The sequence below is a fragment of the Cellulomonas fulva genome (assembly GCF_018531375.1).
GTDB classification, from domain to species: domain Bacteria; phylum Actinomycetota; class Actinomycetes; order Actinomycetales; family Cellulomonadaceae; genus Cellulomonas; species Cellulomonas fulva.
Map to the genome: position 1 here is coordinate 615,953 of NZ_JAHBOH010000002.1, position 26,209 is coordinate 642,161.

The 26,209-nt window shown below is 74.5% G+C and carries 26 protein-coding genes; 23 read left to right on the plus strand and 3 right to left on the minus strand.

What is annotated here, in order from left to right; all coding sequences use genetic code 11:
- The first annotated feature begins 76 nt into the window (after window positions 1-76).
- The 12 genes from KIN34_RS16270 to KIN34_RS16325 all read left to right on the plus strand — a co-directional run bounded on the left by KIN34_RS16270 (window position 77) and on the right by KIN34_RS16325 (window position 12,020).
- On the plus strand, window positions 77-925 hold the full coding sequence (locus KIN34_RS16270; protein WP_214353014.1) for a cell division protein FtsQ/DivIB: 849 nt from the start codon (window positions 77-79) through the stop codon (window positions 923-925).
- Between the two features lie 288 nt (window positions 926-1,213).
- Window positions 1,214-2,536 carry a cell division protein FtsZ gene (gene ftsZ / locus KIN34_RS16275; RefSeq protein ID WP_214353015.1) on the plus strand — a complete coding sequence of 441 codons (1,323 nt, stop codon included), beginning with the start codon at window positions 1,214-1,216 and terminating at the stop codon, window positions 2,534-2,536.
- Window positions 2,533-3,339, plus strand: coding sequence for a peptidoglycan editing factor PgeF (gene pgeF, locus KIN34_RS16280; protein ID WP_214353017.1), 807 nt, complete (start codon window positions 2,533-2,535; stop codon window positions 3,337-3,339). The genes ftsZ and pgeF overlap by 4 nt, the downstream gene beginning before the upstream one ends.
- A 155-nt stretch (window positions 3,340-3,494) precedes the next feature.
- A complete protein-coding gene (locus tag KIN34_RS16285) occupies window positions 3,495-3,971 on the plus strand; it encodes a cell division protein SepF (RefSeq protein WP_214353019.1) in 477 nt (158 codons plus the stop codon).
- Window positions 3,972-3,974: 3 nt separating this feature from the next.
- On the plus strand, window positions 3,975-4,271 hold the full coding sequence (locus KIN34_RS16290; protein WP_214353021.1) for a YggT family protein: 297 nt from the start codon (window positions 3,975-3,977) through the stop codon (window positions 4,269-4,271).
- 131 nt (window positions 4,272-4,402) lie between these two features.
- On the plus strand, window positions 4,403-5,092 hold the full coding sequence (locus tag KIN34_RS16295) for a DivIVA domain-containing protein (RefSeq protein ID WP_214353022.1): 690 nt from the start codon (window positions 4,403-4,405) through the stop codon (window positions 5,090-5,092).
- A 184-nt stretch (window positions 5,093-5,276) separates the two neighbouring features.
- A complete protein-coding gene (locus KIN34_RS16300) occupies window positions 5,277-5,738 on the plus strand; it encodes a TraR/DksA family transcriptional regulator (RefSeq protein WP_214353023.1) in 462 nt (153 codons plus the stop codon).
- Window positions 5,739-5,758: 20 nt separating this feature from the next.
- Window positions 5,759-6,571, plus strand: coding sequence for a signal peptidase II (locus KIN34_RS16305; protein ID WP_307858297.1), 813 nt, complete (start codon window positions 5,759-5,761; stop codon window positions 6,569-6,571).
- Window positions 6,564-7,499 (plus strand): RluA family pseudouridine synthase, encoded by a 936-nt coding sequence (locus tag KIN34_RS16310; RefSeq protein ID WP_214353024.1) that lies wholly within the window; start codon window positions 6,564-6,566, stop codon window positions 7,497-7,499. The genes KIN34_RS16305 and KIN34_RS16310 overlap by 8 nt, the downstream gene beginning before the upstream one ends.
- A 51-nt stretch (window positions 7,500-7,550) precedes the next feature.
- A complete protein-coding gene (gene dnaE / locus KIN34_RS16315; RefSeq protein ID WP_214353025.1) occupies window positions 7,551-11,114 on the plus strand; it encodes a DNA polymerase III subunit alpha in 3,564 nt (1,187 codons plus the stop codon).
- A 46-nt stretch (window positions 11,115-11,160) separates the two neighbouring features.
- Window positions 11,161-11,523, plus strand: a complete 363-nt coding sequence (locus tag KIN34_RS16320; RefSeq protein WP_307858298.1) for an ArsR/SmtB family transcription factor — start codon at window positions 11,161-11,163, stop codon at window positions 11,521-11,523.
- Window positions 11,520-12,020 carry an SRPBCC family protein gene (locus KIN34_RS16325; RefSeq protein WP_214353026.1) on the plus strand — a complete coding sequence of 167 codons (501 nt, stop codon included), beginning with the start codon at window positions 11,520-11,522 and terminating at the stop codon, window positions 12,018-12,020. The genes KIN34_RS16320 and KIN34_RS16325 overlap by 4 nt, the downstream gene beginning before the upstream one ends.
- 14 nt (window positions 12,021-12,034) lie before the next feature.
- Here KIN34_RS16325 and KIN34_RS16330 read toward each other — a convergent pair whose 3' ends face one another.
- Window positions 12,035-12,280 (minus strand): RNA-binding S4 domain-containing protein, encoded by a 246-nt coding sequence (locus KIN34_RS16330; RefSeq protein ID WP_214353027.1) that lies wholly within the window; start codon window positions 12,278-12,280, stop codon window positions 12,035-12,037.
- A gap of 166 nt (window positions 12,281-12,446) precedes the next feature.
- Between KIN34_RS16330 and hisD the strand changes: the two genes are divergently transcribed.
- The 11 genes from hisD (at window position 12,447) to KIN34_RS16385 (ending at window position 24,697) form a co-directional block, all read left to right on the plus strand.
- Window positions 12,447-13,769, plus strand: a complete 1,323-nt coding sequence (hisD, locus tag KIN34_RS16335) for a histidinol dehydrogenase (RefSeq protein WP_214353028.1) — start codon at window positions 12,447-12,449, stop codon at window positions 13,767-13,769.
- Window positions 13,770-13,972: 203 nt separating this feature from the next.
- Complete coding sequence (locus KIN34_RS16340) at window positions 13,973-14,956, plus strand: 3-oxoacyl-ACP synthase III (protein ID WP_237690069.1); 984 nt, start codon at window positions 13,973-13,975, stop codon at window positions 14,954-14,956.
- Window positions 14,953-17,646 (plus strand): alpha/beta fold hydrolase, encoded by a 2,694-nt coding sequence (locus KIN34_RS16345; RefSeq protein ID WP_307858299.1) that lies wholly within the window; start codon window positions 14,953-14,955, stop codon window positions 17,644-17,646. Before KIN34_RS16340 ends, KIN34_RS16345 begins: the two co-directional genes overlap by 4 nt.
- Window positions 17,643-18,662 carry an NAD-dependent epimerase/dehydratase family protein gene (locus KIN34_RS16350; protein ID WP_307858300.1) on the plus strand — a complete coding sequence of 340 codons (1,020 nt, stop codon included), beginning with the start codon at window positions 17,643-17,645 and terminating at the stop codon, window positions 18,660-18,662. The genes KIN34_RS16345 and KIN34_RS16350 overlap by 4 nt, the downstream gene beginning before the upstream one ends.
- Before the next feature lie 36 nt (window positions 18,663-18,698).
- Window positions 18,699-19,814: a histidinol-phosphate transaminase gene (locus KIN34_RS16355; protein WP_214353032.1), complete on the plus strand. Its 1,116-nt coding sequence runs from the start codon at window positions 18,699-18,701 to the stop codon at window positions 19,812-19,814.
- The gene (gene hisB / locus KIN34_RS16360; protein WP_214353033.1) at window positions 19,811-20,425 is read left to right on the plus strand and encodes an imidazoleglycerol-phosphate dehydratase HisB; all 615 of its coding nucleotides are present in this window, start codon (window positions 19,811-19,813) and stop codon (window positions 20,423-20,425) included. The genes KIN34_RS16355 and hisB overlap by 4 nt, the downstream gene beginning before the upstream one ends.
- The gene (locus KIN34_RS16365) at window positions 20,422-21,021 is read left to right on the plus strand and encodes a hypothetical protein (protein ID WP_307858301.1); all 600 of its coding nucleotides are present in this window, start codon (window positions 20,422-20,424) and stop codon (window positions 21,019-21,021) included. The genes hisB and KIN34_RS16365 overlap by 4 nt, the downstream gene beginning before the upstream one ends.
- Before the next feature lie 128 nt (window positions 21,022-21,149).
- On the plus strand, window positions 21,150-22,304 hold the full coding sequence (locus tag KIN34_RS16370) for a GH12 family glycosyl hydrolase domain-containing protein (protein ID WP_214353035.1): 1,155 nt from the start codon (window positions 21,150-21,152) through the stop codon (window positions 22,302-22,304).
- 166 nt (window positions 22,305-22,470) lie between these two features.
- Window positions 22,471-23,112, plus strand: a complete 642-nt coding sequence (gene hisH, locus KIN34_RS16375; RefSeq protein WP_214353037.1) for an imidazole glycerol phosphate synthase subunit HisH — start codon at window positions 22,471-22,473, stop codon at window positions 23,110-23,112.
- Window positions 23,113-23,189: 77 nt separating this feature from the next.
- Entirely contained in the window at window positions 23,190-23,963 is a 774-nt protein-coding gene (priA, locus tag KIN34_RS16380; RefSeq protein ID WP_214353039.1) for a bifunctional 1-(5-phosphoribosyl)-5-((5-phosphoribosylamino)methylideneamino)imidazole-4-carboxamide isomerase/phosphoribosylanthranilate isomerase PriA, read from the plus strand.
- 2 nt (window positions 23,964-23,965) lie between these two features.
- On the plus strand, window positions 23,966-24,697 hold the full coding sequence (locus KIN34_RS16385; protein ID WP_214353041.1) for an SseB family protein: 732 nt from the start codon (window positions 23,966-23,968) through the stop codon (window positions 24,695-24,697).
- A 21-nt stretch (window positions 24,698-24,718) separates the two neighbouring features.
- Here KIN34_RS16385 and KIN34_RS16970 read toward each other — a convergent pair whose 3' ends face one another.
- Window positions 24,719-25,273, minus strand: a complete 555-nt coding sequence (locus tag KIN34_RS16970; RefSeq protein WP_237689902.1) for a hypothetical protein — start codon at window positions 25,271-25,273, stop codon at window positions 24,719-24,721.
- A gap of 71 nt (window positions 25,274-25,344) precedes the next feature.
- Window positions 25,345-26,199, minus strand: a complete 855-nt coding sequence (locus KIN34_RS16395; protein WP_372449565.1) for a S1C family serine protease — start codon at window positions 26,197-26,199, stop codon at window positions 25,345-25,347.
- Window positions 26,200-26,209 lie beyond the last annotated feature (10 nt).

The following is a 26,209-nucleotide window of genomic DNA, read 5'->3' on the forward strand; positions in this document are numbered from 1 at the left end:
GGGCACCCGGTCGCCCGCGGTCGCCTCGCCACCTCCGGCGCCGCCGCGGACGGCGTCCTCGGCCCCGCGCGCCGACGTGCCGACGCCCTCGCAGCGCACGGACGTCCCGCCGCCGCCGCGCCAGGTCGTCGGCCCGGGCACCGCGCCGACGGCTGCCGTCGGGGTCGCGATCCGTACGCCGCCCGTCGTCTCGCCGACGTCCGCCGCCCGGTTCGCCGAGCGTGCGCGCCTGCGCCGCTCGATCGCCCGCCGCCAGGTCGTCTCGCTCGCGGTCGCGGCGGCCGTGGCGATCGGGCTGGTGTACCTGCTGTTCTTCTCGCCCGTCCTCGCGCTGCACGCCGCCACCGTCGAGGTGCGCGGGGCGGGCACGGTGGTCGCGGTCGACCAGGTGCGCGCGGTCGTCGACGAGCTCGGCGGCACGCCGCTGCCACGGCTCGACACGGGCGGCCTGCAGGCCGACGTGCTCGACGTGCCCGGCGTGCGTGAGGCGACCGTGACGCGGAGCTGGCCGCACGGCCTGACGGTGACGCTCGTCTCGCGCGAGCCCGTCGCGGCCGTGCCCGCGCAGGGGCGCGCCGGGTACTCGCTGCTGGACCAGGACGGCGTCCAGGTGGGGCACGTCGGCAAGGCGCCGGCCGCGCTGCCGGTGGTGGACGTCCCGGTCGGCGACAAGCGCACGCTCCGGGCGGTGCTCTCGGTCATCGAGCAGCTCCCAGCCGAGCTGCTGGCGGACGTCGGCTCGGTCTCCGCGCGGACCCAGGACACGGTCTCGATGCAACTGCGCGGTGCCGCGCGGGTCGACTGGGGGAGCGCGGCGGAGACGCCACTCAAGGTCGCGGTGCTGACGACGCTGCTGGCCACGAACGCGGGCAAGAAGGCGGACGTGATCGACGTCTCCGCGCCGCGCATGCCGATCACCCAGTGAGCGGCCAGTGAGTGGCCAGTGAGCGGTGCGGGTGCGTGAGCCCGGTCGCCGAGGGCCGCGCCGGGTGGTTCGACGCACGCGGGAGACGGCCGGCCGAACCCGTGACGCGACACGCGCGCGCGGTCGTTGATCGGCGCCGGGGCGCGACCTAGCGTCACGCCGTGACAGGACATCTGACATAACTATAACCCTCAAGTAGAGGGTGAAGGTTGCTCCGCACGCCGCGTGTCGCGAATGCAGGCAGCCCACCACAGCAGCACCAGCCGCACTGAACGAGAGGCACCCACCGTGGCAGCTCCGCAGAACTATCTGGCGGTCATCAAGGTCGTCGGCATCGGCGGTGGCGGCGTCAACGCCGTGAACCGCATGATCGAGGTCGGCCTCAAGGGTGTCGAGTTCATCGCCGTCAACACCGACGCCCAGGCCCTGCTCATGTCCGACGCCGACGTCAAGCTCGACGTCGGCCGCGAGCTCACGCGCGGCCTCGGCGCGGGCGCGGACCCCGAGGTCGGCAAGAAGGCGGCCGAGGACCATGCCGAGGAGATCGAGGACGTCCTGCGCGGCGCGGACATGGTCTTCGTCACGGCGGGCGAGGGCGGCGGCACCGGCACGGGCGGTGCGCCGGTCGTGGCCCGGATCGCGCGGTCGCTCGGTGCGCTCACGATCGGTGTCGTGACCCGTCCGTTCACCTTCGAGGGCCGGCGCCGCTCGGTCCAGGCGGACGCCGGCATCGACGCCCTGCGGGCCGAGGTCGACACGCTCATCGTCATCCCGAACGACCGCCTGCTGCAGATCTCCGACCGCTCGGTCTCGGTGCTCGACGCCTTCCACTCCGCGGACCAGGTGCTGCTCTCCGGTGTCCAGGGCATCACGGACCTGATCACGACGCCGGGGCTCATCAACCTCGACTTCGCGGACGTGAAGTCGGTCATGCAGGGTGCCGGGTCCGCGCTCATGGGCATCGGCTACGCGCGCGGCGACGACCGCGCGGTGCAGGCCGCGGAGATGGCGATCAGCTCGCCGCTGCTCGAGGCCAGCATCGACGGCGCGCACGGCGTGCTGCTGTCCATCCAGGGTGGTTCCGACCTCGGCCTGTTCGAGATCAACGAGGCCGCGCGTCTGGTGCAGGAGGCCGCGCACCCGGAGGCCAACATCATCTTCGGTGCGGTCATCGACGACGCGCTGGGCGACGAGGTCCGGGTGACCGTGATCGCGGCCGGGTTCGACGGCGGGTCGCCGCAGGTGCGTCGTGACGCCCGGGCGCTCGGCCAGGTCAGCGGTCAGCAGGGCGGTCAGGGGGCCGGCCAGGCGGCGCAGGGCGCGCACACGACCGGCCACGGCCCGGGTCAGGTGCGTCAGGTGCCGTCCGTCCCCGCGCCGCGCACGGACGCCCCGCAGGAGGTGCCCGCCTTCGCGGCGGCCGACCGCCCGGTCGCCGTCCCCGGTGGTCAGCCGCTCCCGACCTCGTCGCCCCAGGAGGTGCCGGCGTTCCTCTCCACGGAGGCCGAGCCCGCACCGTCGACCACGTCGCTCGAGGTGCCGCGGATCTTCTCGGAGGACGAGCCGCGGCGCGAGCGCGACGACCTCGACGTCCCCGACTTCCTCAAGTGAGCGACGGCCCGTCGGCGCGCCGGTCGACCGACCGGCGCCCCGGCGGGCTCACGCTCGACGAGGTCGACCTGGGGCCGGGCGTGCGGGCCGGCTTCACCGACCGGCGGGGCGGTGTCAGCCGGCCGCCGTACGACGCGCTCGACCTGGGTGCCCACGTCGGCGACGACGAGGCCGCGGTCCGCGAGAACCGGGCGCGCCTCGCGGCGTGGGCCGGGTGCCCGGTCGCGTTCGCGGACCAGGTGCACGGAGCGACGACGCTCGTCGTCGCGACGCCGTCCGCGGTCCCGGCCGACGCGCTGCGTGCCGTCGGCGCGGGCGACGCGCTCGTCACGGCGGACCCGGGCGTCGCGCTCGCCGTGCTCGTGGCCGACTGCGTCCCGGTCCTGCTGGCGGACGACGACGCCGGCGTCGTGGGCGCGGCGCACGCGGGCCGACGCGGCCTCGTGGACGGCGTCCTGCCGTCCGTGGTCGAGGCGATGGTCGCCCTGGGCGCCCGCCCCGAGCGGGTCCGGGCCGCCGTCGGGCCGGCCATCGCGGGCTCGTCGTACGAGGTCCCGGAGGCGATGCGCGACGAGGTCGCGGTGCTGGTCCCGGAGGCGCGCGCCACGACGCGCGCGGGCACGCCGGCGCTCGACCTGCCGCGCGGGGCCGAGGCGGTGCTGCTGCGCTGCGGCGTGGGCGAGGTGCTGCGGTCGCGGCGGGACACGTGGGCGGACGCCGACCTGTTCTCGTTCCGGCGCGACGGTCGGACGGGACGCGCGGCAGGTGTGATCCGTCCCCTCGCGCGGCGTGTCGCGACCTGAGGCGTCCCGCGCGCGTTGCTAGCGTGACCAGCGGACGGACCTTCGGACCGCGAGGCGCACGCCGACCGGCACGCAGGAGCGGGTCCGACGAGCAGGTCAGACGAGCAGGTCAGACGAGCAAGGTCCGGACGACGTCCGGGGGAGGAGCGGGGGCCATGGCCGGAGCGCTGCGCAAGACGATGCTGTACCTCGGCCTGGCCGACGACCACGCCACGCACCCGGAGCACGGGGAGTACCTGGACGACGAGGGGGTCGACATGCCGATGGATGCCGAGGAGCAGCACGAGGCCCAGGTGACGCCCTTCCGGCCGACCCGCGTGAGCGCCGTCGAGCAGCCCGCCGCGCAGGACCTGCGCCGCATCACGACGATCCACCCGCGCTCGTACAACGACGCGCGCAAGATCGGTGAGGCGTTCCGCGAGGGCACGCCGGTGATCATGAACCTGACGGACATGGACGACGCGGACGCCAAGCGGCTGGTCGACTTCTCGGCCGGCCTGATCTTCGGCCTGCACGGCGCCATCGAGCGGGTGACCAACAAGGTCTTCCTGCTGTCGCCGGCCCACGTCGAGGTCTCGGGAGAGCCCCCGCTGGGTGCGCCCAGCCGCGCCGGGTTCTACAACCAGAGCTGACGCGTGCGCGTCCTGCTGCAGCTGGCGACGTTCGTCGTCTTCGTCTTCTTCCTGTTCCTGCTCGTGCGCCTGGTCCTCGACTGGGTCATGTTCTTCGCGCGTGAGTGGCGCCCGCGGGGGATCGCCCTCGTGGTGGCGGAGAGCACCTACTCGGTGACCGACCCGCCGCTCAAGGCGCTGCGCCGGATCCTGCCGCCGCTCACGATCGGCAGCATCCGGCTCGACCTCGCGTTCCTGGTGCTGTTCCTGCTGTGCAGCGTGCTGCTGTCGGTGCTGCCCAGCATCGCGGCCCGTCTGTAGGCGCCGCCCTCCTCGGAGCCGCGTCGCGGGCTCGTTGTCCGCTACGGTGAGTCGAGGTGGTCGGGTGACTGCCTCGCACCACCGGTTCCGCCAGCTCGACCTACCCCGCTCTACCGACAGAGGTGACGACGATGGCACTGCTCACTGCAGATGACGTCCTGAACAAGAAGTTCCAGGCGACCAAGTTCCGTGAGGGCTACGACCAGGACGAGGTCGACGACTTCCTGGACGAGGTCGTCAACACCCTGCGTGACCTCCAGGGCGAGAACGAGGACCTCAAGACCAAGCTGGCCGCCGCCGAGCGTCGTATCGCCGAGCTGAGCCGTGCCGGCGCGCAGCAGTCCGTCGCCGCGCCGGCTCCCGCGCCCAAGCCGGAGCCCACGCCCGAGCCCGCTCCCGCGCCGGCCCCCGTCGTCGCGGCGCCCGCGCCCGCGCCGCAGGTGAGCGCGCCGGTGACCTCGGGCCGCACCAACGAGCCGGAGTCGGCCACGGGCATGCTCCAGCTGGCGCAGAAGCTGCACGACGACTACGTCCGCAGCGGCCAGGAGGAGTCGGAGCGCCTCGTCTCGGAGGCCAAGGGCCAGGCGACCCGCATCGTCCGCGAGGCCGAGGAGACGTCGCAGCGCACGCTGGGCCAGCTCGAGCAGGAGCGCTCGCTCCTCGAGCGCAAGATCGACGAGCTCCGCGTGTTCGAGCGGGACTACCGCACGCGCCTCAAGAGCTACCTCGAGAACCTCCTGGGCGACCTGGACAACCGCGGCAGCGCGCTGCCGCCGCGGTCCGCGCAGGCGCAGCCGGTCGGCGACGGCCACACCATCTAGCAGTCCGTCGGGAGGGCGGCCGCGGGTCGGCCGTCCTCCTCACCGGGCATCGCCACGGCGGGGTACCGCGGCGACGTCCGGGCAGGTCAGCACCACGACACGCCGGCAGCGTCCGGCGTGTCGTGTTGTGCACGGGCGGACACCCGTCTACATTCTCGTCACCTCACAGACAGGGGGCTCGGCCGTGGCCAACGACTCGCTCAGCACGACGATCGCAGTGACTCCGGACTCGAAGGAGCTCGCGCGCCTCGCGAAGCTCTTCCCGGTCCGCGACGGTGAGGAGCCCTGGACGGGGCGCGAGGTGCGCGCCGTGGCCGACGAGCTCGTCGCCGACATCGACCGCCTCACGGGCGAGCTCGCCAGCGCGGACGCGGAGCTCTCCGACCTCCTGCGCAACTCCGGCGACGGCGCCGGGGACGACCAGGCGGACTCCGGCTCGTCCGCGCTCGAGCGTGAGCAGGAGCTCACGCTGGTCAACAACACGCGCGACATGCTCGGTCAGACGCAGCACGCGCTCGCCCGCATCAGCGCCGGCACGTTCGCGGCCTGCGAGGCGTGTGGCCAGGCGATCGGCAAGGCGCGTCTCCAGGCGTTCCCGCGCGCGACGCTGTGCGTCGAGTGCAAGCAGCGCGAGGAGCGTCGCTGACGCACCCGTAGACTCCTGCGGTGCCCACCACGCCCGACAGGTCCGACGAGCCTGCCCTGACCGAGCCGCCGAACGAGTCCTCCGGCGCGCCGTCGGACGAGCCCGCGGGCGGGGCCCTGGGCACGCACAGGCCCACGGACGTCGCGGCCGGCACGGCACCGCTCGACGTCGCCGCTGACGGCCAGCCGGACGTCGAGGACTCGAACGTCGCCACGCGCGCCCCGCGGCGGCGGGGGCTGGTCCTGCTGCTCGTCGCGGTCACCCTCGTGGTGCTGGTCGCGGACCAGCTGAGCAAGGCGTGGGCGCTGCGGTCCCTCGACGCGACCCGGCAGGAGGTCCTGGGCGACTGGCTGGGGCTGCAGCTCGTGTTCAACCCGGGCGCCGCGCTGTCCATCGCGACCGGCATGACCTGGGTCCTGACGTTGGTGGCCATCGGCGTCGTGGTCGTCGTGGTGCGCATCGCCCGCCGCCTCGGCTCGACGCTCTGGGCGCTCGCGCTCGGGCTGCTGCTCGGCGGCGCCCTTGGCAACCTCATGGACCGGCTGTTCCGCGAGCCCGGGTTCGCCCGCGGTCACGTCATCGACTTCATCGCCTACGCCGACTGGTTCGTCGGGAACGTCGCGGACATCGCGATCGTCGTCGCAGCGGGGCTGATCGTGATCGCCGTCGCCCGCGGCGTGGGCGTCGACGGCACCCGCGAGACGCACGACGAGGCGCACGACGAGGGTGTCGGCGACGACCCTGCGGACGAGACCGCCGATGAGACCGCGGACGACGACGCCGACGGCACCGCGGTGCCCGCCCGGCGCGCGGACGGGCCGGCCGGTGCCTGAGCGGCGCAGCCTGCCGGTGCCGGACGGACTCGCGGGAGACCGCGTGGACGCCGGGCTCTCGCGGCTGCTCGGGCTGTCGCGGACGCGCGCGGCCGAGATCGCCGAGGCGGGCGGCGTGAGCGTGGACGGACGTGTGGTCGGCAAGTCGGACCGGCTCGTCGGCGGCGCGTGGCTCGAGGTGGAGATCCCAGACGCGCGTCCGGCCGCCACCGAGGTCGTGCCGGAGCCGGTGCCCGGCATGGGCATCGTGCACGACGACGACGACGTGGTCGTGGTGGACAAGCCCGTCGGGGTGGCTGCCCACCCGTCGCCGGGCTGGACGGGCCCCACCGTGGTGGGTGCGCTCGCCGCCGCGGGCTACCGGATCTCGACGTCGGGCTCGGCGGAGCGCCAGGGCGTGGTGCACCGGCTCGACGTCGGCACCAGCGGCCTCATGGTCGTCGCCAAGAGCGAGCACGCCTACACGGTGCTCAAGCGCGCCTTCAAGGAGCGGACGGTCGACAAGGTCTACCACGCGCTGGTGCAGGGGCACCCGGAGCCGACGACGGGCACGATCGACGCACCGATCGGCCGCCACCCCTCGTCGGACTGGAAGTTCGCCGTGGTCGCCGACGGCAAGCCGTCGGTCACGCACTACGAGCTGCTCGAGGCGTTCCCGGCGGCGTCGCTGGTCGAGGTGCACCTCGAGACCGGGCGCACCCACCAGATCCGCGTGCACTTCTCCGCGCTGCGGCACCCCTGCGTGGGGGACCTCACGTACGGCGCGGACCCCGCGCTCGCCAAGCGCGTCGGGTTGACGCGGCAGTGGCTGCACGCCGTGCGCCTGGGCTTCGAGCACCCCGGCACGGGGCAGTGGCTCGAGGTGACGAGCGCGTACCCGCAGGACCTGCAGCACGCGCTCGACGTCGTGTCCGCCGGCTACCGCTGACGCGTCGCCGGGGTCGCGGGGGATGTCCCCGGCGCGACCTAGACTCGCCCCGTGACAGCCGGAGCAGCAGTGCAGGACTCGTCGTTCGTCCACCTCCACGTGCACACCGAGTACTCGATGCTGGACGGTGCGGCACGGCTGCCGGACCTGTTCGCCGAGGTGCAGCGGCAGGGTCAGACGGCGATCGCGACGACGGACCACGGCTACCTGTTCGGCGCGTTCGACTTCTGGTCCAAGGCCACGGCGGCCGGGATCAAGCCCATCATCGGCGTCGAGGCGTACGTCACGCCGGGCACCAGCCGGTTCGACCAGACCCGTGTGCGGTTCGGCCAGCAGGGCCAGGAGTCCGACGACGTCTCGGCCCGCGGCTCCTACACGCACATGACGCTGCTGGCGCGGAACAACGAGGGTCTGATGAACCTCTTCCGGGCGAGCTCGCTCGCCTCGCTCGAGGGCCAGATGGGCAAGTGGCCGCGCATGGACCGCGACCTCCTCGAGACGTACGGCAAGGGCCTGATCGCGACCACCGGCTGCCCCTCGGGCGAGGTGCAGACGCGGTTGCGGCTGGGCCAGTGGGACGAGGCGGTGCGCGTCGCCGGCGAGCTGCAGGACCTGTTCGGCAAGGACTACTACTACGTCGAGCTCATGGACCACGGGCTGGACATCGAGACCCGGGTGCTCAAGGACCTCCTGCGCCTCGCGGAGACCATCGGCGCCCCCGTCGTCGCGACCAACGACCTGCACTACGTGACCCAGGAGGACGCGTCGTCGCAGGAGGCGCTGCTCGCGATCAACTCCGGGTCGGCGCTCACCGAGCCCACCTACGAGCAGGGCGGCAACCGGTTCGCGTTCGAGGGCTCGGGCTACTACGTGAAGTCGGCGCAGGAGATGCGCCGGATCTGGGCCGAGCTGCCGGAGGCGTGCGACAACACGCTGCGGATCGCCGAGCAGTGCGAGGTGTCGTTCAACACCCACGCCAACTACATGCCGAACTACCCGTGCCCGCCCGGCGAGGACGAGACGAGCTGGTTCGTCAAGGAGGTCGAGAAGGGGCTGCGCGAGCGCTACCCGGCCGGGATCCCGGACGACGTGCGGCGGCAGGCGGACTACGAGACCGGCGTCATCACGCAGATGGGCTTCCCGGGCTACTTCCTGGTGGTCGCCGACTTCATCAACTGGGCCAAGGACAACGGCATCCGGGTGGGCCCGGGCCGTGGCTCCGGCGCGGGCTCCATGGCGGCGTACGCGATGCGCATCACGGACCTCGACCCGCTGCGGCACGGCCTGATCTTCGAGCGGTTCCTCAACCCGGACCGTGTCTCGATGCCCGACTTCGACGTCGACTTCGACGAGCGTCGTCGCGGCGAGGTGATCCGGTACGTGACCGAGAAGTACGGCGAGGACCGCGTCGCGCAGATCGTCACCTACGGCACCATCAAGGCCAAGCAGGCGCTGAAGGACTCCTCGCGCCTGCTGGGCTTCCCGTTCGCGATGGGGGAGAAGCTCACCAAGGCGATGCCGCCCGCGATCATGGGCAAGGACATCTCCCTGACGGGCATCTTCGACCCGCAGGACAAGCGCTACCACGAGGCGGAGGAGTTCCGTCAGGTCCACGCGGCGGACCCGGACGCCCAGCGCGTCGTCGAGCTGGCCAAGGGCATCGAGGGCCTGAAGCGGCAGTGGGGCGTGCACGCGGCGGGCGTCATCATGTCGAGCGAGCCGCTGATCGACATCATCCCGATCATGCGCCGGCCGCAGGACGGCGCGGTCATCACGCAGTTCGACTACCCGACGTCCGAGGGCCTCGGCCTGATCAAGATGGACTTCCTGGGGCTGCGGAACCTGACGATCCTCGACGACGCGCTCGAGAACATCGTCATGAACGGCAAGGACCCGCTGGTCCTGGAGGACCTCGAGCTCGACGACGTGGCGAGCTACCAGCTGCTGTCCCGCGGTGACACGCTCGGCGTGTTCCAGCTCGACGGCGGACCGATGCGCTCCCTGCTGCGGCTCATGAAGCCGGACAACTTCGAGGACATCTCCGCCGTGCTCGCGCTGTACCGGCCCGGACCGATGGGCGTGAACTCGCACACCAACTACGCGCTGCGCAAGAACGGCCAGCAGGAGATCACGCCGATCCACCCGGAGCTGGCCGAGCCGCTCGCGGACATCCTGGACACGACGTACGGCCTGATCGTGTACCAGGAGCAGGTCATGGCCACCGCGCAGAAGGTGGCGGGCTTCACGCTGGGCCAGGCCGACGTGCTGCGCCGTGCGATGGGCAAGAAGAAGAAGTCCGAGCTCGACAAGCAGCAGGCGGACTTCTTCGGCGGCATGACCGAGCGCGGCTTCTCGAAGGACGCGCAGCTCGCGCTGTGGAACGTGCTCGAGTCGTTCGCCGACTACGCGTTCAACAAGGCGCACACGGCCGCGTACGGCCTGGTCTCGTACTGGACCGCGTACCTCAAGGCGCACTACCCGGGCGAGTACATGGCCGCGCTGCTCACGAGCGTGCGCGACGACAAGGACAAGTCCGCGCTGTACCTCGGCGAGTGCCGGCGCATGGGCATCACGGTGCTCCCGCCGGACGTGAACTCGTCGTCGGCGAACTTCACGGCGGTGGGCGTCGACATCCGGTTCGGCCTCACGGCCGTGCGCAACGTGGGCGCGAACGTCGTCGACGCGATCGTGCGGACGCGGGAGGAGAAGGGCGACTTCACCTCGTTCACGGACTTCCTGGACAAGGTCCCCGCGGTCGTGTGCAACAAGCGCACGATCGAGTCGCTCATCAAGGCGGGTGCGTTCGACTCGCTCGGCCACCCGCGCAAGGCGCTGCTCCTGGTGCACGAGCAGGCGGTGGACGCCGTGATCGGCGTCAAGCGCAAGGAGGCCGAGGGGCAGTTCGACCTGTTCGCCGACGTGTTCGGCGGCGACGACGACCCGGGCTTCGCGATCACGATCCCCGACCTGCCGGACTGGGACAAGAAGCAGCGGCTCGCGTTCGAGCGGGAGATGCTCGGCCTGTACGTCTCCGACCACCCGCTCTCCGGGCTCGAGCACGTGCTCTCGGCGGCGGCGGACGTGTCGATCGCCACGCTGAACGCCGACGAGCAGCGCCCCGACGGCTCGACGGTGGTCGTGGCCGGCCTGGTGACCGGCCTGCAGCGCAAGATGTCGAAGCAGGGCAACGCCTGGGCGTCCGTGACGCTCGAGGACATGGAGGGCTCGGTCGAGATCCTGTTCTTCGGCGAGACGTACGTCGCGTACTCGACCGTCCTCGCCGAGGACGCGGTCGTCGTGGTGAAGGGCCGGGTGCGTCGTCGTGACGAGACGATGCAGCTGCAGGCCATGGAGGTGACCCTGCCGGACGTGAACGTCACGGCGGACTCACCCGTGGTCGTCACGCTGCCCGTGGCGCGGTGCACGACACCCGTCGTCGAGCGGCTGAAGGAGGTGCTCTCCACCCACCCGGGCACCACGGAGGTGCACCTGCGCCTGGTCCAGCCCGGCCGCGCGACGGTGATGCGGCTCGACGACGCCCTCCGCGTGACCCGCAACCCGTCGCTGTTCGGCGACCTCAAGGCCCTCCTGGGACCGAGCTGCCTGGCCGGCTGACATTTCACACTTGCGTTATATAACGACGGGTGGAAACGTGGTGGCGGTGACCTCCCACGTGATGGACGCTCTCGGCGATCCCGTCCGGCGCCGGCTCGTCGAGCTGGTGGCCGCCGGGGGACGGCCCGCGGGCGAGCTCGCGCGCGCGGTCGGCGACGAGTTCGGCATCAGTCAGCCGGCCACCTCCCGCCACCTGCGGATCCTGCGCGAGGCGGGGCTGGTGGCCAGCGAGGCGCGCGGCCCGGTCCGGCTCTACACCGTGGTCCCGGGTGCGCTCGACGCCGTCGACGGCTGGGTGCACGACGTCCGGGCGCGGTGGGGCCAGGCGCTGGACGCACTGGGCACCGAGGTGGCGCGGGGACGACGGGACGTCACGGACGACGCCCGCACGACGAGGGAGACGACATGACCGGCACCGACCTGCACGGGCTGCTGACGCGCGACGCCGACGGCGTGCGCGTCGTGTTCCGCCGCAGCTACCCGACGACCGCGGAGGACCTCTGGGCGGCCGTGACCGAGCCGGAGCGCGTGCGCCGCTGGCTGGGTCCGCTGTACGGCGACCTGCGCGTGGGCGGGCGGTACGAGCTGCGGATGGGCGACGACGTCGCGGACTCCGACCAGAACGCGCGGGGCGAGGTCCTCGAGTGCGAGCCACCGCACCGGCTCGTCGTCACGTGGGTGTTCCCGAGTGAGCGCGAGACGCGCGTGGAGGTGCGGGTCCGGCCCGACGGCGCGCTCAGCGTGCTGGAGCTGGTGCACACCGGCCTCGCGGACGAGGCCGCGCGCGGGTACGGCGGCGGCTGGCACGCGTGCCTGGACCAGCTCGACGACCATGTGGCGGGCCGCGCGATCCGGCCCTGGGACGTGCTGTACGCCGCGGTGCAGGACGCATACCCGCTGCCGTGACCCAGGCCGGGACGTCAGGCCACGACGGCCGACTCGACGCCCCCCGGGAGCGAGACCGACACCCGGTCGCCGCGCACGAGCTGACGGCCCCGGCGCGTCTCCGGCTCGTCGTTGACCGTGACGGCGCCGTCCTCGACGAGAGCGCGCGCGTCCGCGCCGGACTCGGCGAGGCCGGCGAGCTTGAGGAACTGGCCCAGCCGGATGACCTCGTCGCGGATGGGGACCTCGGGTGCGGGAGGCGGGTTCTGGGGCGACGGCATGCGCACAGTCTGCCGCGCCCGGACTGCCGGCACCGCCGCGGGCCCGGCCGCCGTGCCCGGGTTCCCCCCGCGGAACTGCTGCGACCTGCCTGGGAGCTGCCCGGACGCTGCCCGCATGGCGGGAACGCCCGCGGGCGGTCGAGCGCGGGCGACCTAGACTCGGCCCATGATCTCCCGCATCGACCTGCGTGGTCGCACGCTGTCCCGCCGTGAGCTCCTCGAGGAGCTGCCGCGCGCGGAGGTCGACGTGGAGCACGCGGGCGCGACGGTCGCCCCGATCATCGAGGACGTGCGTGCGCGCGGTGCGGCGGCCCTGCGGGACCTGGCCGAGCGGTTCGACGGTGTGCGGCCGGCGGCACTGCGGGTGCCGGGCGAGACCCTGAGCCGGGCGGTGGCGGACCTCGACCCGGACGTCCGCGCGGCGCTCGAGGAGACGATCGCGCGCGTCCGCCGGGTGCACGCCGCGCAGCGGCCCGCCGACTTCACGGTCGAGGTGGCTCCCGGAGCGCAGGTGCGCCAGCGCTGGATCCCGGTCCGCCGGGTCGGCCTGTACGTCCCCGGTGGGCTCGCGGTCTACCCGTCGTCGGTCGTGATGAACGTCGTGGCCGCGCAGGAGGCCGGCGTGGGTGCGCTCGCCGTCGCGAGCCCGCCCCAGAAGGACCGCGACGGCCTGCCCGACGCGGTCGTCATGGCGACGTGCGCGCTCCTCGGGGTCGACGAGGTGTACGCCGTGGGCGGCGCGCAGGCCGTCGGGATGTTCGCGTACGGCGCGGCGGGCGAGACCGACGAGGACGGGGCGACGCTGTGCGAGCCCGTGGACGTCGTGACCGGTCCGGGCAACGTCTACGTCGCCGCCGCCAAGCGACTGGTGCGCGGCGTCGTCGGGATCGACGCGGAGGCCGGCCCGACCGAGATCGCGATCCTCGCGGACGGCGGCGCGAACCCCGTGCACGTCGCGGCGGACCTGATCAGCCAGGCGGAGCACGACCCGCTCGCGGCGTCGGTGCTGGTGACGCCGAGCGTCGAGCTCGCGGGCGCGGTCGAGTCCAAGCTCGTCGACCTCGTCGACACGACGTTCCACCGCACCCGCGTGACGACGTCGCTGGGCGGGACGCAGTCGGCGATCGTGCTCGTCGACGACGTCGAGGCGGGCCTCGAGGTCGTCAACGCCTACGGCGCCGAGCACCTCGAGATCCAGACCGCCGACGCGGCGCGGGTCGCCGAGCGGGTGACGAGCGCCGGCGCGGTCTTCGTCGGCCCGTACTCGCCCGTCTCGCTGGGCGACTACATGGCCGGCTCGAACCACGTGCTGCCGACGGGCGGCTGCGCGCACTTCACGAGCGGCCTGGGCGTGCACTCGTTCCTGCGGGCGGTGCAGGTGATCGAGTACGACGCCGACGCCCTCGCGACGGTGGCGGGCCGGATCGTCGCGCTCGCGGACGCGGAGGGTCTCCCGGCGCACGGCGACGCCGTGCGCGCACGCTTCTGATGGCGCCGGGCGGTGGCCTGCGTCATCGTCGGGGGAGCACAGTAGGGCACGACGAGCCGCGCGCGTGGAGCGCGAAGGAAGAGGCCGCAGACAGTGAGCAGGCAGTGAGCAGCGCAGCGACCGGCAGCCCGACCAGCACAGCGACCGGCAGTGCGACCGGGGAGAGCACCGGGAACGCGACGTTCGAGCACCGCGACGTCGCCCTGCTGGCGGTGACGGCCGTGGAGGCGCCCGTCGTGGTGCCGTCGCAGCGGTTCGACGAGCAGCTCGCCGCCACCCTGAGGCGGCTGCGGCTGCCGAAGGGCCTGCTCCGGCGGGTCGCGGGGGTCACCGAGCGCCGGTGGTGGGACGAGGGGACCGCGTTCGACGACGCCGCGACGCAGGCCGCCGCCAAGGCGCTGGCGGAGTCCGGGGTGAACCCCGGCGAGGTCGGGCTGCTCATCAACACCTCCGTGACCCGCACGCACCTCGAGCCCTCGGTCGCCTCCCGGATCCACGACGGGCTCGCGCTGCCGACGAGCGCGCTGAACTTCGACATCACCAACGCCTGCCTGGGCTTCGTCAACGGGCTCACGCTCGCGGCGCAGCTCATCGACGCCGGGCAGATCCGCTACGCCGTGATCGTCGACGGCGAGGACCCCCGTCCGACGCAGGAGGCCACCATCCGGCGGATCTCCCAGGGCGACTCGACGCGCGAGGACTTCCTGCGCGAGTTCGCGACCCTGACGCTCGGCGCCGGTGCGGCGGCCGCGGTGCTGGGCCCCGCGAGCCTGCACCCGGGCGCGCACCGCGTGCTCGGCGGGGTCTCCCGCGCCGCGACGCAGCACCACACGCTCTGCGTCGGCGGGCCGGACGGCATGTCCACGGACCCGCAGGGGCTGCTCGACGGCGGGCTGGACCTCGTCGTCGAGGCGTGGAACGAGGCCGAGCCGCGCTGGGGCTGGAGCGCGGCGGACCGGTTCATCACGCACCAGGTCTCGAGCGTGCACACCACGTCGATCGTCGACGCGCTGGGACTCGACCGGCGGCGCGTGCCGACGACGTTCCCGCACTGGGGCAACGTCGGCCCGGCCTCGCTGCCGATGACACTGGCCGCGGAGGCCGACTCCCTGAGCGTCGGGGACCGGGTGGTCTGCATGGGCGTGGGCTCCGGGCTGAACACGGCGATGACGGAGATCGTCTGGTGAACGCCCCGGACACGGTGGCCACGCTCGCGCCGAGCGGGCTGCCGGGCCTCGACCCTGCGTGGTCGCGCCTCGTGACGACCGCCTCGGGCACCTGGCACCTGCTCGACAACGCCTCCACGCTCACCGCGGAGCCCGTGGGCACGCTGCTGTGCGTCCACGGCAACCCGACGTGGTCCTACCTGTGGCGCTCGTTCGTCGCGGCGGGTGCGCGGGCACCGCGGCCCTGGCGCGTCGTGGCCGTCGACCAGCTCGGCATGGGCTTCTCCGAGCGCACCGGTCGGGTGCACCTGCTGGCCGACCGGGTGCGGGAGCTGGGCGAGCTCACCGACGCGCTCGGCCTCACCGGCCCGGTGGTGACCGCGGGGCACGACTGGGGCGGGTCCATCAGCCTGGGCTGGGCCGTCGACCACCCCGACCTCCTCGCCGGCGTGGTGCTGCTCAACACGGCGGTCCACCAGCCGCTCGACGAGCGGGCGCCCGCGGCGCTGCGGCCCGCGATGGTGCCCGGCGTGCGGCGAGCGGCCACGGTCACGACGACGGCCTTCCTCGACACCACGCTCGCGCTCGCGCACCCGCGCCTGCCGGGCCCCGTCCGCGACGCGTTCCGCGCGCCGTACCGCGGCGCCGCGCGCCGCGAGGCCGTGGGCGACTTCGTCGCGGACATCCCGGCGACCGCCGAGCACCCCAGCAGGCCGGAGCTGGACCGCATCGCGGCGGGCGTCCGCGAGCTCGACGTGCCTGCGCTCCTCGCGTGGGGCGCGCGGGACCCCGTGTTCTCCGACCGCTTCCTGCGGGACCTGCGCGACCGCCTGCCCCACGCCGACGTGCACCGGTACCCCGCCGCGGGGCACCTGGTCGCGGAGGACGAGGACGTCGCGGACGGCGTGCTGCGGTGGCTCGACACCCGGGTGGCGACCGGGGAGGACGCACCGTCCGAGGACGCGCCGTCCGGGGACGCGCCCGCGCCCGTCCGGGCGGGGGACGACGAGACCGTGCGCCTCCTCGGCGCGACGCTGGTCGAGCGCGCCGCCGACGACGGTCCCGCGCTCGTCGAGCTGCGGGCCGCCGGCGCGCGCACCGTGTCGTGGCGCGCGCTCGCCCGACGCACCGAGCAGGTCGCCCGCGGGCTGGTGGCGATCGGGATCGGCCGCGGCGACCGCGTGGCGGTGCTCGTCCCGCCCGGGGCGGACCTCACCGCGGTGCTCTACGCGTGCCTGCGGATCGGTGCCGTCGTCGTGGTCGCCGACGCGGGCCTCGGGCTGCGGGCGCTCTCGCGGGCCGTGACGGCGGCGGAGCCCGTGGCCGTGATCGGGGTCGAGCGCGCCCTGGTCGCCGCACGGACGCTGCGCTGGGCGCCGACCCTCGTCGCCGCCGGTCCCGTCCACCGCCGGGTGGCGCGGGCGCTCGGCGTGCGCGCGACGCTGGCCGAGCTGGCCGAGCTCGGCGCCGCGGCTGCCGGACCGCGCGCCGACGGCCCCGAGGACGGCGACGTCGACCTGCCGTGGCCCGCACCCGATGACGAGGCCGCCGTGCTGTTCACGTCCGGCTCGACCGGGCCCGCCAAGGGCGTCGTGTACACCCACCGCGGGCTGGCGGGCATGCGCGACGCGGTCGCGGCGACCTACGCGATCTCCCCGTCGCGCCCGTTCGTCGCCGCGTTCGCGCCGTTCGCGCTGCTGGGACCGGCCCTGGGCGCCACGAGCGTGAGCCCGGACATGGACGTCACCGCGCCACGGACGCTCACGGCGACCGCGCTCGCGGCGGCGGTGCGCTCCCTGCAGCCCGCCGGCGGTCCGGCGAGCCGTCCGGACGCCGACCCCGCCGGCGTCGTCGTGTTCGCCTCGCCCGCGGCGCTCGTCGGCGTCCTGGGCACGCAGCACGAGGCGTCCGACGAGGACCGCGCCGCGCTCGCCCGCGTCGGCACGCTGCTGTCCGCGGGGGCACCCGTGCCCGCGGAGCTGCTCCTGGCGGTGCGGGAGCTCATGCCGGCCGCGAGCCTGCGCACGCCCTACGGCATGACCGAGATGCTGCCCGTGACCGACATCGAGCTCACGCAGATCCTCGCGGCGGGGGACGGACCCGGCGTGTGCGTCGGCCGGCCGGTCGCGGGGGCGCGCGTCGCGGTCAGCGCGCTGGACGACGAGGGCGTCGCGAGCGGGTCGCCCGACGTGACGCCCGGCGTGCTCGGCGAGGTCTTGGTCGCCGGCCCGCACCTCAAGGCGCGGTACGACCGGCTCTGGTTCACGCAGGCGGACTCCGCGCGGGACGCGGGCTGGCACCGCACGGGCGACGTGGGGCGGCTCGACGACCAGGGCCGGCTGTGGGTCGAGGGTCGGCTCGCGCACGTCGTCGTCACGGACTCCGGCGTCGTGACGCCCGTGGCCCCGGAGCGCGCCGTCGACGCCCTCGCGGGGGTCGCGCGCTCGGCGGTCGTCGGCGTGGGACCGCGCGGCACGCAGCAGCTCGTCGTCGTGGTCGAGCCTGACGGCGGCGGCGCCACGGCGGTGCTCGCCGAGCCGGACCTGGCGGCCCGGGTCCGGGGCGCGCTGGAGCCGCGCGGCCTGCGGGTCGCCGCCGTGCTCGTCGTGCCGAGCCTGCCCACGGACCTGCGCCACAACTCCAAGATCGACCGCACGGAGCTCGCGGCCTGGGCCACGGACGTGCTGGCCGGCAAGCGCGGGCGCCGGTGAACGCCGGGGGCGCGCACGCGGCGGCGCGGACGAGCGGGGGGACGGTGCTCGTCACGGGGGCGAGCGGCATGCTGGGACGGGCGGTCGCGCAGCGCCTCGTCGACGACGGCTGGACGGTGCGCACCCTGCAGCGCCGCGCGTCCGGCGTGGAGGGCGCGCTCGACGTGCGCGGCTCGGTGACCGATCCCGAGACGGTCGCCCGCGCGGTGGACGGCGTCGCCGCGCTGGTGCACCTCGCGGCGAAGGTGGACATCGTCGGACCGGAGGCGGAGTACGTCGCGGTGAACGTCGACGGCACCCGCACGGTGCTCGACGCGGCCCGGACCGCGGGCGTCACCCGGACGGTGCTCGTCTCCTCTCCCTCGGTGGCGCACACGGGGGACTCGCTCGTGGGCGCCGGTGCCGGGCCTGCCGAGCCCGGGTCCGCGCGCGGCCCCTACGCGCGGACCAAGGCGGCGGCCGAGCGGCTCGCGCTCGCGGCCGACCAGCCGGGCTTCCGCGTGGTCGCGGTGCGGCCGCACGTGGTGTGGGGACCGGGGGACACCCAGCTCGTCGGACGCGTCGTCGAGCGTGCTCGCGCCGGCCGGCTGCCCGTGCTCGGCACGGGTGCGCCGCTGATCGACACGACGTACGTGGACAACGCGGTCGACGCCCTGGTCGCCGCGCTCGTCGCGCCCGAGGCGTCGTACGGGCAGGCCTACGTCGTCACCAACGGCGAGCCGCGTCCCGTGGGCGAGCTGATCGCCGCCATCTGCGCGGCGAGCGGCGTCCCGGTGCCCCGCCGCCACGTCCCGGCGGCGCTCGCGCGTGCCGCGGGCGCGGGCCTCGACGCGGCCTGGGCGCGCCTGCCGCTGCCGGGCGAGCCCCCGCTGACACGCTTCGTCGCCGAGCAGCTGTCGACCGCCCACTGGTTCGACCAGCGCCGCACGCGCGAGGCGCTGGGCTGGGAGCCGCGCGTGAGCCTGGACGAGGGCCTGGCCCGCCTCGCGGCCTCCGCGTCGGCCGTGGACCGGTGAGCGAGCCCGGGACGGCACGTCCCTAGACTCGGCACCGTGACCGCCGACCTCTCCCGTCCCGCGCTGCCGCTGCGGCCGGAGCTCGTCGGGCTCGAGCCCTACGGGGCGCCGCAGCTCGACGTGCCGCACCTGCTCAACGTCAACGAGAACCCGTACGCGCCCTCGCCGCAGGTCGTCGCGGACATCGCGGCGGCGGTGGCCGACGCGGCGCACGGGCTGAACCGCTATCCGGACCGCGACTTCGAGGCCCTGCGCGCTGACCTGGCGGCGTACCTCGCCGCCGAGTCGGGAGTCGCCCTGGACGTGAGCCAGGTCTGGGCCGCCAACGGCTCGAACGAGGTCATGCTGCACCTGCTCCAGGCCTTCGGGGGTCCGGGCCGCACCGCGCTGTCGTTCGCCCCGACGTACTCGATGTACCCGGAGTACGCCCGGGACACGAGCACGGCATGGGTCGCGGGACGCCGCGAGGAGGACTTCAGCCTCGACCCGGCCGCGGCCCGCGCCGCGGTCGCCGAGCACCAGCCGTCCGTCGTGCTGCTCGCGAGCCCCAACAACCCGACGGGCACGGCGCTGCCCGCCGCGACCGTGGAGGTCGTGCTCGCCGCGGCCGCCGAGGTGCCCGGCGGGTGCGTCGTCGTGGTCGACGAGGCGTACGGCGAGTTCCGCCGGCGGGGCGTCCCGAGCGCGCTCGAGCTGCTCGCGGACCACCCGCACCTGGCGGTGAGCCGCACGATGTCCAAGGCGTTCGGTCTCGCCGGTGCGCGCGTCGGCTACCTCGCGGCGTCGCGCGAGCTCGTCGACGCGCTGCGCGTCGTGCGGCTGCCGTACCACCTGTCGGCGGTCACGCAGGCGGTCGCCCGCGCCGCGCTCGCCCACAGCGCCGAGCTCATGGCGCAGGTCGGCTCGCTGCGCGACGAGCGGGACGCGCTCGTCGTCTGGCTGCGGGAGCGCGGCCTGACCGTCGCGGACTCCGACGCGAACTTCGTGCTCTTCGGGATGTTCTCCGACCGGCACGCGGTGTGGCAGGGTCTGCTCGACCGTGGCGTGCTCATCCGCGAGGTGGGCCCGCCAGGATGGCTGCGGGTGTCGGTCGGCACGCCGCAGGAGACGCGGGCGTTCCAGGACGCCCTGGTGGAGGTGGCGGGACTGTGAGCCCAGCGAAGTCGGCGCGGACCGCGCGCATCGAGCGCACGACGAGCGAGTCGAGCGTCGTCGTCGAGGTCGACCTCGACGGCACGGGGACGACCGACATCTCGACGACCGTGCCGTTCTACGACCACATGCTCACGGCCCTCGGCAAGCACTCGCTGATCGACCTCACGGTGAAGGCGACCGGCGACACCCACATCGACGCGCACCACACCGTCGAGGACGTGGCGATCTGCCTGGGCGAGGCCCTGCGGGAGGCCCTGGGCGACAAGCGCGGCATCTCCCGGTTCGGCGACGCGACCGTCCCGCTCGACGAGGCCCTCGCGCAGGCCGTGGTCGACGTCTCCGGCCGGCCGTACCTGGTGCACACGGGGGAGCCTCCCGGGCAGGAGTACCACCTGATCGGCGGCCACTTCACGGGCTCGCTGACGCGGCACGTCCTGGAGTCGATCGCCCACCACGCCGCGTTCTCGGTCCACGTCCGCGTGCTCGCGGGCCGCGACCCGCACCACATCGTCGAGGCGCAGTTCAAGGCGCTGGCCCGCGCCCTGCGGTTCGCCGTGCAGCGGGACCCGCGGGTCGAGGGGATCCCGTCGACGAAGGGCGCGCTGTGACCGGCCCCGACGCGCCGCGAGACGCCGGGTCCGACGAGCCGAGCGAGCAGCCCGCGTCGGACGCGGCGCCCGGAGCGGGGCCCGACGACCGGCCGGACGACCTGCCTGCGGACGTGCCGGACGACGAGCTCGACGTCGTCGTGCCCGACGACCTGTCCGGCCTGCTCGACGCAGCACAGGAGGACCCGAGCGTGGCGCTCGTGGTCACGCAGGTGGCCGCCCCCGAGCCGCTCGCGGCCGCGTGCGCCCTCGCGAACGTCGCGGTCGACGCGGTCCCCACCGATGTGGGCGCGGTCGCCGTGCTGCGGGACCCGGCCGCGGCGCTCGCGGGCGCGGGCGCGATCTCCCAGCTGCTCCGCCAGCTCCCGGTGGTGCTGCTGACCCGTCGTGAGGGTCAGATCTCCGCGGCCCGGTGGGTGGGCGGCCGGCACGACGACGACCTGCCGCCCGGCCTGGTGCTCTCCGACGCGCCGGGGGTGCTCGAGGACCTGCTGCTCGGGTCGACGGAGCCGTCCGCGGTGCCCGGCGTGGTCACGAGCGTCGGCATGTCCCGGTGGAAGGCGATGCGCGCCCTCGCGCGCGGCCGCAAGCGCTGACCGGTCCTGCGGGGCTAATCGTTTCTCGCGGGGCGGGTGCAGGGCGAGCGGTGGTTGCATCGCGGTCGCTCGACCATCGAGCCCGCCCGCGCCGACGAGGGCACGGGCGTCGACCGGAAGGAGCCACCATGGGTCGCCGTCCACGACTCCTGGCCCTGTCGCTCGCGCTGAGCGCGCTGCTCGGCCTGTCCGCCATCGCCACCGCCCAGTCCGCCGCGGCGGACACCGAGATCTGCGACCAGTACGGGAGCCAGGCGATCGCCGGCGGCCGGTACGTGGTCCAGAACAACCGCTGGGGGATCAGCGAGCCCCAGTGCATCTCCGTCACCGACCGCGGGTTCCGGGTCACGCGCGCCGACGGCTCGACCTCGACGAGCGGTGCCCCGAAGTCCTACCCGTCGGTCTTCCTGGGCTGCCACTACGGCACGTGCACCAGCAACGACGTCATCGGCCCCAACGGGCTGCAGGCGAGCGACCCGCGCTTCGCGCAGGTGCGCACGAGCGTCTCGATGACCTACCCGGCCAGCGGCACCTACGACGCCGCCTACGACATCTGGTTCCACCGCTCGCGCCCCAGCGCGTCCACGGCGCAGAACGACGGTGCCGAGCTCATGGTCTGGCTCAACAAGGCGGGCCCGATCCAGCCGATCGGCTCCAGGGTCGCGACCGTCTCGCTCGCGGGCGGGACGTGGGACGTCTGGTTCGGCAACACCGGCTGGAACGTCATCTCCTACGTCCGCACGCAGGGCACCGGCTCGCTGGACTTCAACGTCAAGACGTTCTGGGACGACGTCGTCGCCCGGGGGTACGGCTCCAACGCGTGGTACCTGACGAGCATCCAGGCCGGGTTCGAGCCGTGGGTGGGCGGGACGGGTCTGGCCGTGACGGACTTCTCCGTCACGACGGGCTCGTCACCGACGACGAACCCGACGACCAACCCGACGACCAACCCGACGACGAACCCGACGACGAACCCGACGACGAACCCCTCGGGCTCGTGCACCGCGTCCTACGCGCTGGTGGGGTCGTGGCAGGGCGGCTTCCAGGCGACCGTCACGGTCAAGGCCGGCTCGGCACCGGTGAACGGCTGGACGGTGCGCGGCACGCTGCCGTCGGGCGCCGGCGTCCAGAGCCTGTGGAACGGCCGCTCGTCGTCCGCCGGCTCGAGCCTCGTGGTGGCGAACGAGGGCTACAACGGCAGCCTCGGCGCGGGCGCGTCGACGACCTTCGGCTTCGTGGGCAGCGGCCCGGCACCGACGTCCCTGGCCCTCACGTGCGCGTGAGCCCGCAGTGACCGGCGGCGCGGCACCCCCGGGTGCCGCGCCGCCGCGCTCGTCGGGGGACGCGTGCCGGTCTCGCGTGCTGGTCTCGCGTGCTGGTCTCGCGTGCTGGTCTCGCGTGCTGGTCCCGCGACCCGGGAGGCCGCGCGTCCGCGGGTAACCTGGGCGCGTGCCCCGTCCTCGCGTCGTCGTCCTCGACTACGGCTTCGGCAACGTGCGCTCCGCGGTCCGCGCGCTCGAGCGCGTGGGTGCGGAGGTCGAGCTCACCGCCGACAGGTCCGCCGCCGGCGAGGCGGACGGGCTCGTCGTCCCCGGGGTGGGCGCGTTCGCCGCGGTCATGGCCGGGCTGCGCGGCGTGGGCGGCGACCAGGTGGTCGACCGCCGCCTCGCGGGCGGCCGGCCCGTCCTCGGCATCTGCGTCGGCATGCAGGTGATGTTCGCCGAGGGGGTCGAGCACGGGAAGCGCACGGACGGCCTCGCCGAGTGGCCGGGCGTGGTCGACAAGCTCGAGGCCGACGTGGTGCCGCACATGGGGTGGGCGACCGTCGAGGCGCCCGCGGGCTCGGTGCTGTTCTCCGGGCTCGCCGACGAGCGCTTCTACTTCGTCCACTCGTACGCCGCGCGGTCGTTCCCGCTCACCGACGCGCCGGCCGAGCGCCTCACCCCGCCGCTCGTCACGTGGTCGGAGCACGGCGACCGGTTCGTCGCCGCGGTGGAGAACGGCCCGCTGTCCGCGACGCAGTTCCACCCCGAGAAGTCCGGCGACGCCGGAGCCCAGCTGCTGACGAACTGGCTCGGCTCGCTGCGCTGACGCCGCTCCCCGAACGCCCCGCCCGAACTCACCCCGCCGACCGGCGGGCGCGCCCGATCCCTGGAGGACCGAGAAGCATGACCGACCCCCGCCTCGAGCTGCTGCCCGCGGTCGACGTCGCCGACGGCCAGGCCGTCCGCCTGGTGCAGGGCGAGGCCGGCTCGGAGACGTCCTACGGCGACCCGCTGTCCGCCGCGCTGGACTGGCACGCCGGCGGTGCCGAGTGGATCCACCTGGTCGACCTGGACGCCGCTTTCGGCCGTGGCAGCAACGCCCCGCTCCTGGCCGAGGTCACGGCCGAGCTGTCCGGCAAGGGGGTCAAGGTCGAGCTCTCGGGCGGCATCCGCGACGACGAGTCGCTCGAGCGTGCGCTCGCGACGGGCGCCACGCGCGTCAACCTGGGCACGGCCGCGCTCGAGGACCCGGAGTGGACCGCGCGGGTCATCGCCTCCCACCGCGAGCAGGTCGCGGTCGGCCTGGACGTGCGCGGCACCACGCTGGCGGCGCGCGGCTGGACGCAGGAGGGCGGCGACCTCTGGGAGGTGCTCGCGCGGCTCGAGGACGCCGGCTGCGCGCGGTACGTCGTGACCGACGTGACCAAGGACGGCACGCTGCGCGGCCCGAACGTGCAGCTGCTGCGCGACGTGTGCGCCCGCACGCAGGCGCCGGTCGTGGCGTCGGGCGGCATCTCGAGCCTCGACGACCTGAAGGTCCTCCGGACGCTCGTCGAGGTCGGTGTCGAGGGCGCGATCGTCGGCAAGGCGCTCTACGCGGGCGCGTTCACGCTGCCGGAGGCGCTCGACGTCGCGGGCCGGCCCGCGCCTCGCGGCGACGAGCCGACCGGCCGCTGACCGTGGCGGGCCGCGAGCTGCCGCCGACGTCGCCGTTCGCGGGCGACGACGGCAGCGTCGACCCCGCGGTCGCCTCGGCCCTCGCGGCGCTCGGCGCCGGCACGGGGGACCTGACGGGCGTGGTCGCGGCGCTCGCGGGCACGCGCGTGCTGGTGCCCGTGCTCGCCGAGCTCGAGGTCGCGGACACGGTCGTCCACGACGGGCACGAGCACACGGTCGACAAGGAGGCGTCGGCCGGGATCGTCGCGCTGCGGGCGCCGGACGGCCGCACCGCGCTGCCCGTCTTCACGTCGATGGCGAGCATGACGGCATGGCGTCACGACGCGCGTCCCGTGCCCTCGGACATGGCGCGGGCCGCGCTCTCGGCGGTGCAGGAGGGCTGGGAGGTCGTCGTCGTGGACCCGGGCGGCCCGGTGACCGCGCTGCTCCCGCGCACGGCCGTGTGGGCGCTCGCCCAGCAGCAGGAGTGGCACCCCGCGGTCCGTTCCGGTGCGGTCGACCCCGCCGTGGCCCGGGCGGTGGAGCGCGCGCTCGCACCCGCGGGGGCGGTGGTCGGCGTCGAGGCGGTGCCGGGTGAGCGCGCCGAGGTGGCGGTCGTCGTGACGCTGGTCGACGGCCTCGACCAGGCCGCGCTGCAGGCCGTGGTCGCGGCCGTCAACGCCGCGCTGGCCGCCGACGAGGTGGTCGCCGAGCGGGTCGACTCCCTCGAGCTCCGGCTGCGCCGCGCGCCCTGACGAAGAGCTCCCCTGACGCGGTCAGCGGTCGGCGATGGCCTGGACGGCCGTGGAGACCGCCGTGGCGACCGCCTTGACCGCCAGCGCACCGGCGAGGGCCGTGATCGCGGTCGCCGCGACCACCTGCCCGCCGAGCACGACGCGGTTGAGGTCGACCGCGGGGCGCCAGTGCACGCCGCCAGCGTCGAGGACGTACACGCCGACGGGCTTGACCCGCACGCCGTAGCCGCCGCCACCGCCGTGACCGCCCCCGTAGCCGCCGGGGGCGCCGAGCGACGGCTCGTCCTCGTCGGCGGACGAGCCGGACGTGCCCTCCTCGGACCCACCCTCCTCGTCGACCGGACGCCAGGTCCGCCGGGCGTCGCGCCACCACCCGCGCACGTGGGCGCCGTGCGGCATCTCGCCGCCGCCCTCGCCGTCGCCCTGCCCCATGCCGGTCGCGGCCCAGACCTTGGCGACGGGGACCACGGTCACGCCGTCGCGCTCGTAGGCCTCGCCGAACACGCGGCGGACGGTGAAGATCTCGTTCGCGGCCGTGGCGAGCCGGTCGGCGTCGAATCGAGGGACGGATGCCATGGGAGCCTCCTGGTGGGACCGGACGTGCGGGATGCGCCGGCGCCCGTGAGCGCCGACGGGACTGCCGAGGATCACTGCGTGCAGGTGGGAGCGGGCGTCACCTCCGCCTCGTCGTCCAGCATGGCGCGCAACGTGCTGACCGGCACCACGAAGCTCGTCCCGTCCTCGCCCTTGGCGTACACGACGCCCACCACGCGCCCCTGGGCGTCCAGCACGGCCGAGCCCGACGAACCCGGCTCGACGACCGCGTCGGTCACCAGGACCTCGCCGAGGTTGTCGTGCAGCGGGTCCGTGGTCGCGCCGATCACGTTGCCGCGCGTCAACGTGAGCCGGCTGCCGAGCGGGTACCCCGCGACCGTCACCGACGCCCCGCGCTGCGGGTCCGTCGGGGCCAGCCCGGCGGCGGCGGGCAGCGGGTCGACGGTGCGGACGAGGGCGAGGTCGGCGATCGGCGTCGTCGAGGCCGCCTGGGCCTGCACGTCCCGGCCGTCGTAGGTGCTGATCTCGAGCGACGCGGAGTCCGCGACCACGTGGCGGTTGGTGACCAGGGTGTGGTCGTCGATCGCGAAGCCCGAGCCCGTGGACAGCGACCCGCACCCCACGTTGCGGATGCGCACCGCCATCCGCTGCGCGGCGTCGAAGCCGTCGGGGGACAGGGTCCCGACCGCCGCGGGCGTCGCGTCGGTGCCTGCGGCGGCGGACATGCTCGGGGTCGCCTCGAGCGACGTCGGGACGGCCTCCGGCAGGGGCGGCAGCACGCCGCACCCGGCGAGGCACCCGACGAGCCCGACGAGCCCGGCGAGCCCGACGAGCGCGCGCGTGGCCCGCCGCGCCGAGCGCGGGCGTGCGGCGGCGGGTTCCGCGGCGGTCGCTGCGGCGAGTGCGGTCGCTGCCGTGAGCGCGGTCGCTCGCGTCACCTCGGTCACCTCGGTCACC

Excerpts from the sequence above, each read along its gene's own strand:
- KIN34_RS16285 (WP_214353019.1), top strand. The coding sequence starts at position 3,495 with ATGGCCGGAGCGCTGCGCAAGACGATGCTGTACCTCGGCCTGGCCGAC.
- KIN34_RS16295 (WP_214353022.1), top strand. The coding sequence starts at position 4,403 with ATGGCACTGCTCACTGCAGATGACGTCCTGAACAAGAAGTTCCAGGCG.
- KIN34_RS16325 (WP_214353026.1), top strand. The coding sequence starts at position 11,520 with ATGACCGGCACCGACCTGCACGGGCTGCTGACGCGCGACGCCGACGGC.
- KIN34_RS16330 (WP_214353027.1), bottom strand. The coding sequence starts at position 12,280 with ATGCCGTCGCCCCAGAACCCGCCTCCCGCACCCGAGGTCCCCATCCGC.
- hisD (WP_214353028.1), top strand. The coding sequence starts at position 12,447 with ATGATCTCCCGCATCGACCTGCGTGGTCGCACGCTGTCCCGCCGTGAG.
- KIN34_RS16370 (WP_214353035.1), top strand. The coding sequence starts at position 21,150 with ATGGGTCGCCGTCCACGACTCCTGGCCCTGTCGCTCGCGCTGAGCGCG.
- priA (WP_214353039.1), top strand. The coding sequence starts at position 23,190 with ATGACCGACCCCCGCCTCGAGCTGCTGCCCGCGGTCGACGTCGCCGAC.
- KIN34_RS16970 (WP_237689902.1), bottom strand. The coding sequence starts at position 25,273 with ATGGCATCCGTCCCTCGATTCGACGCCGACCGGCTCGCCACGGCCGCG.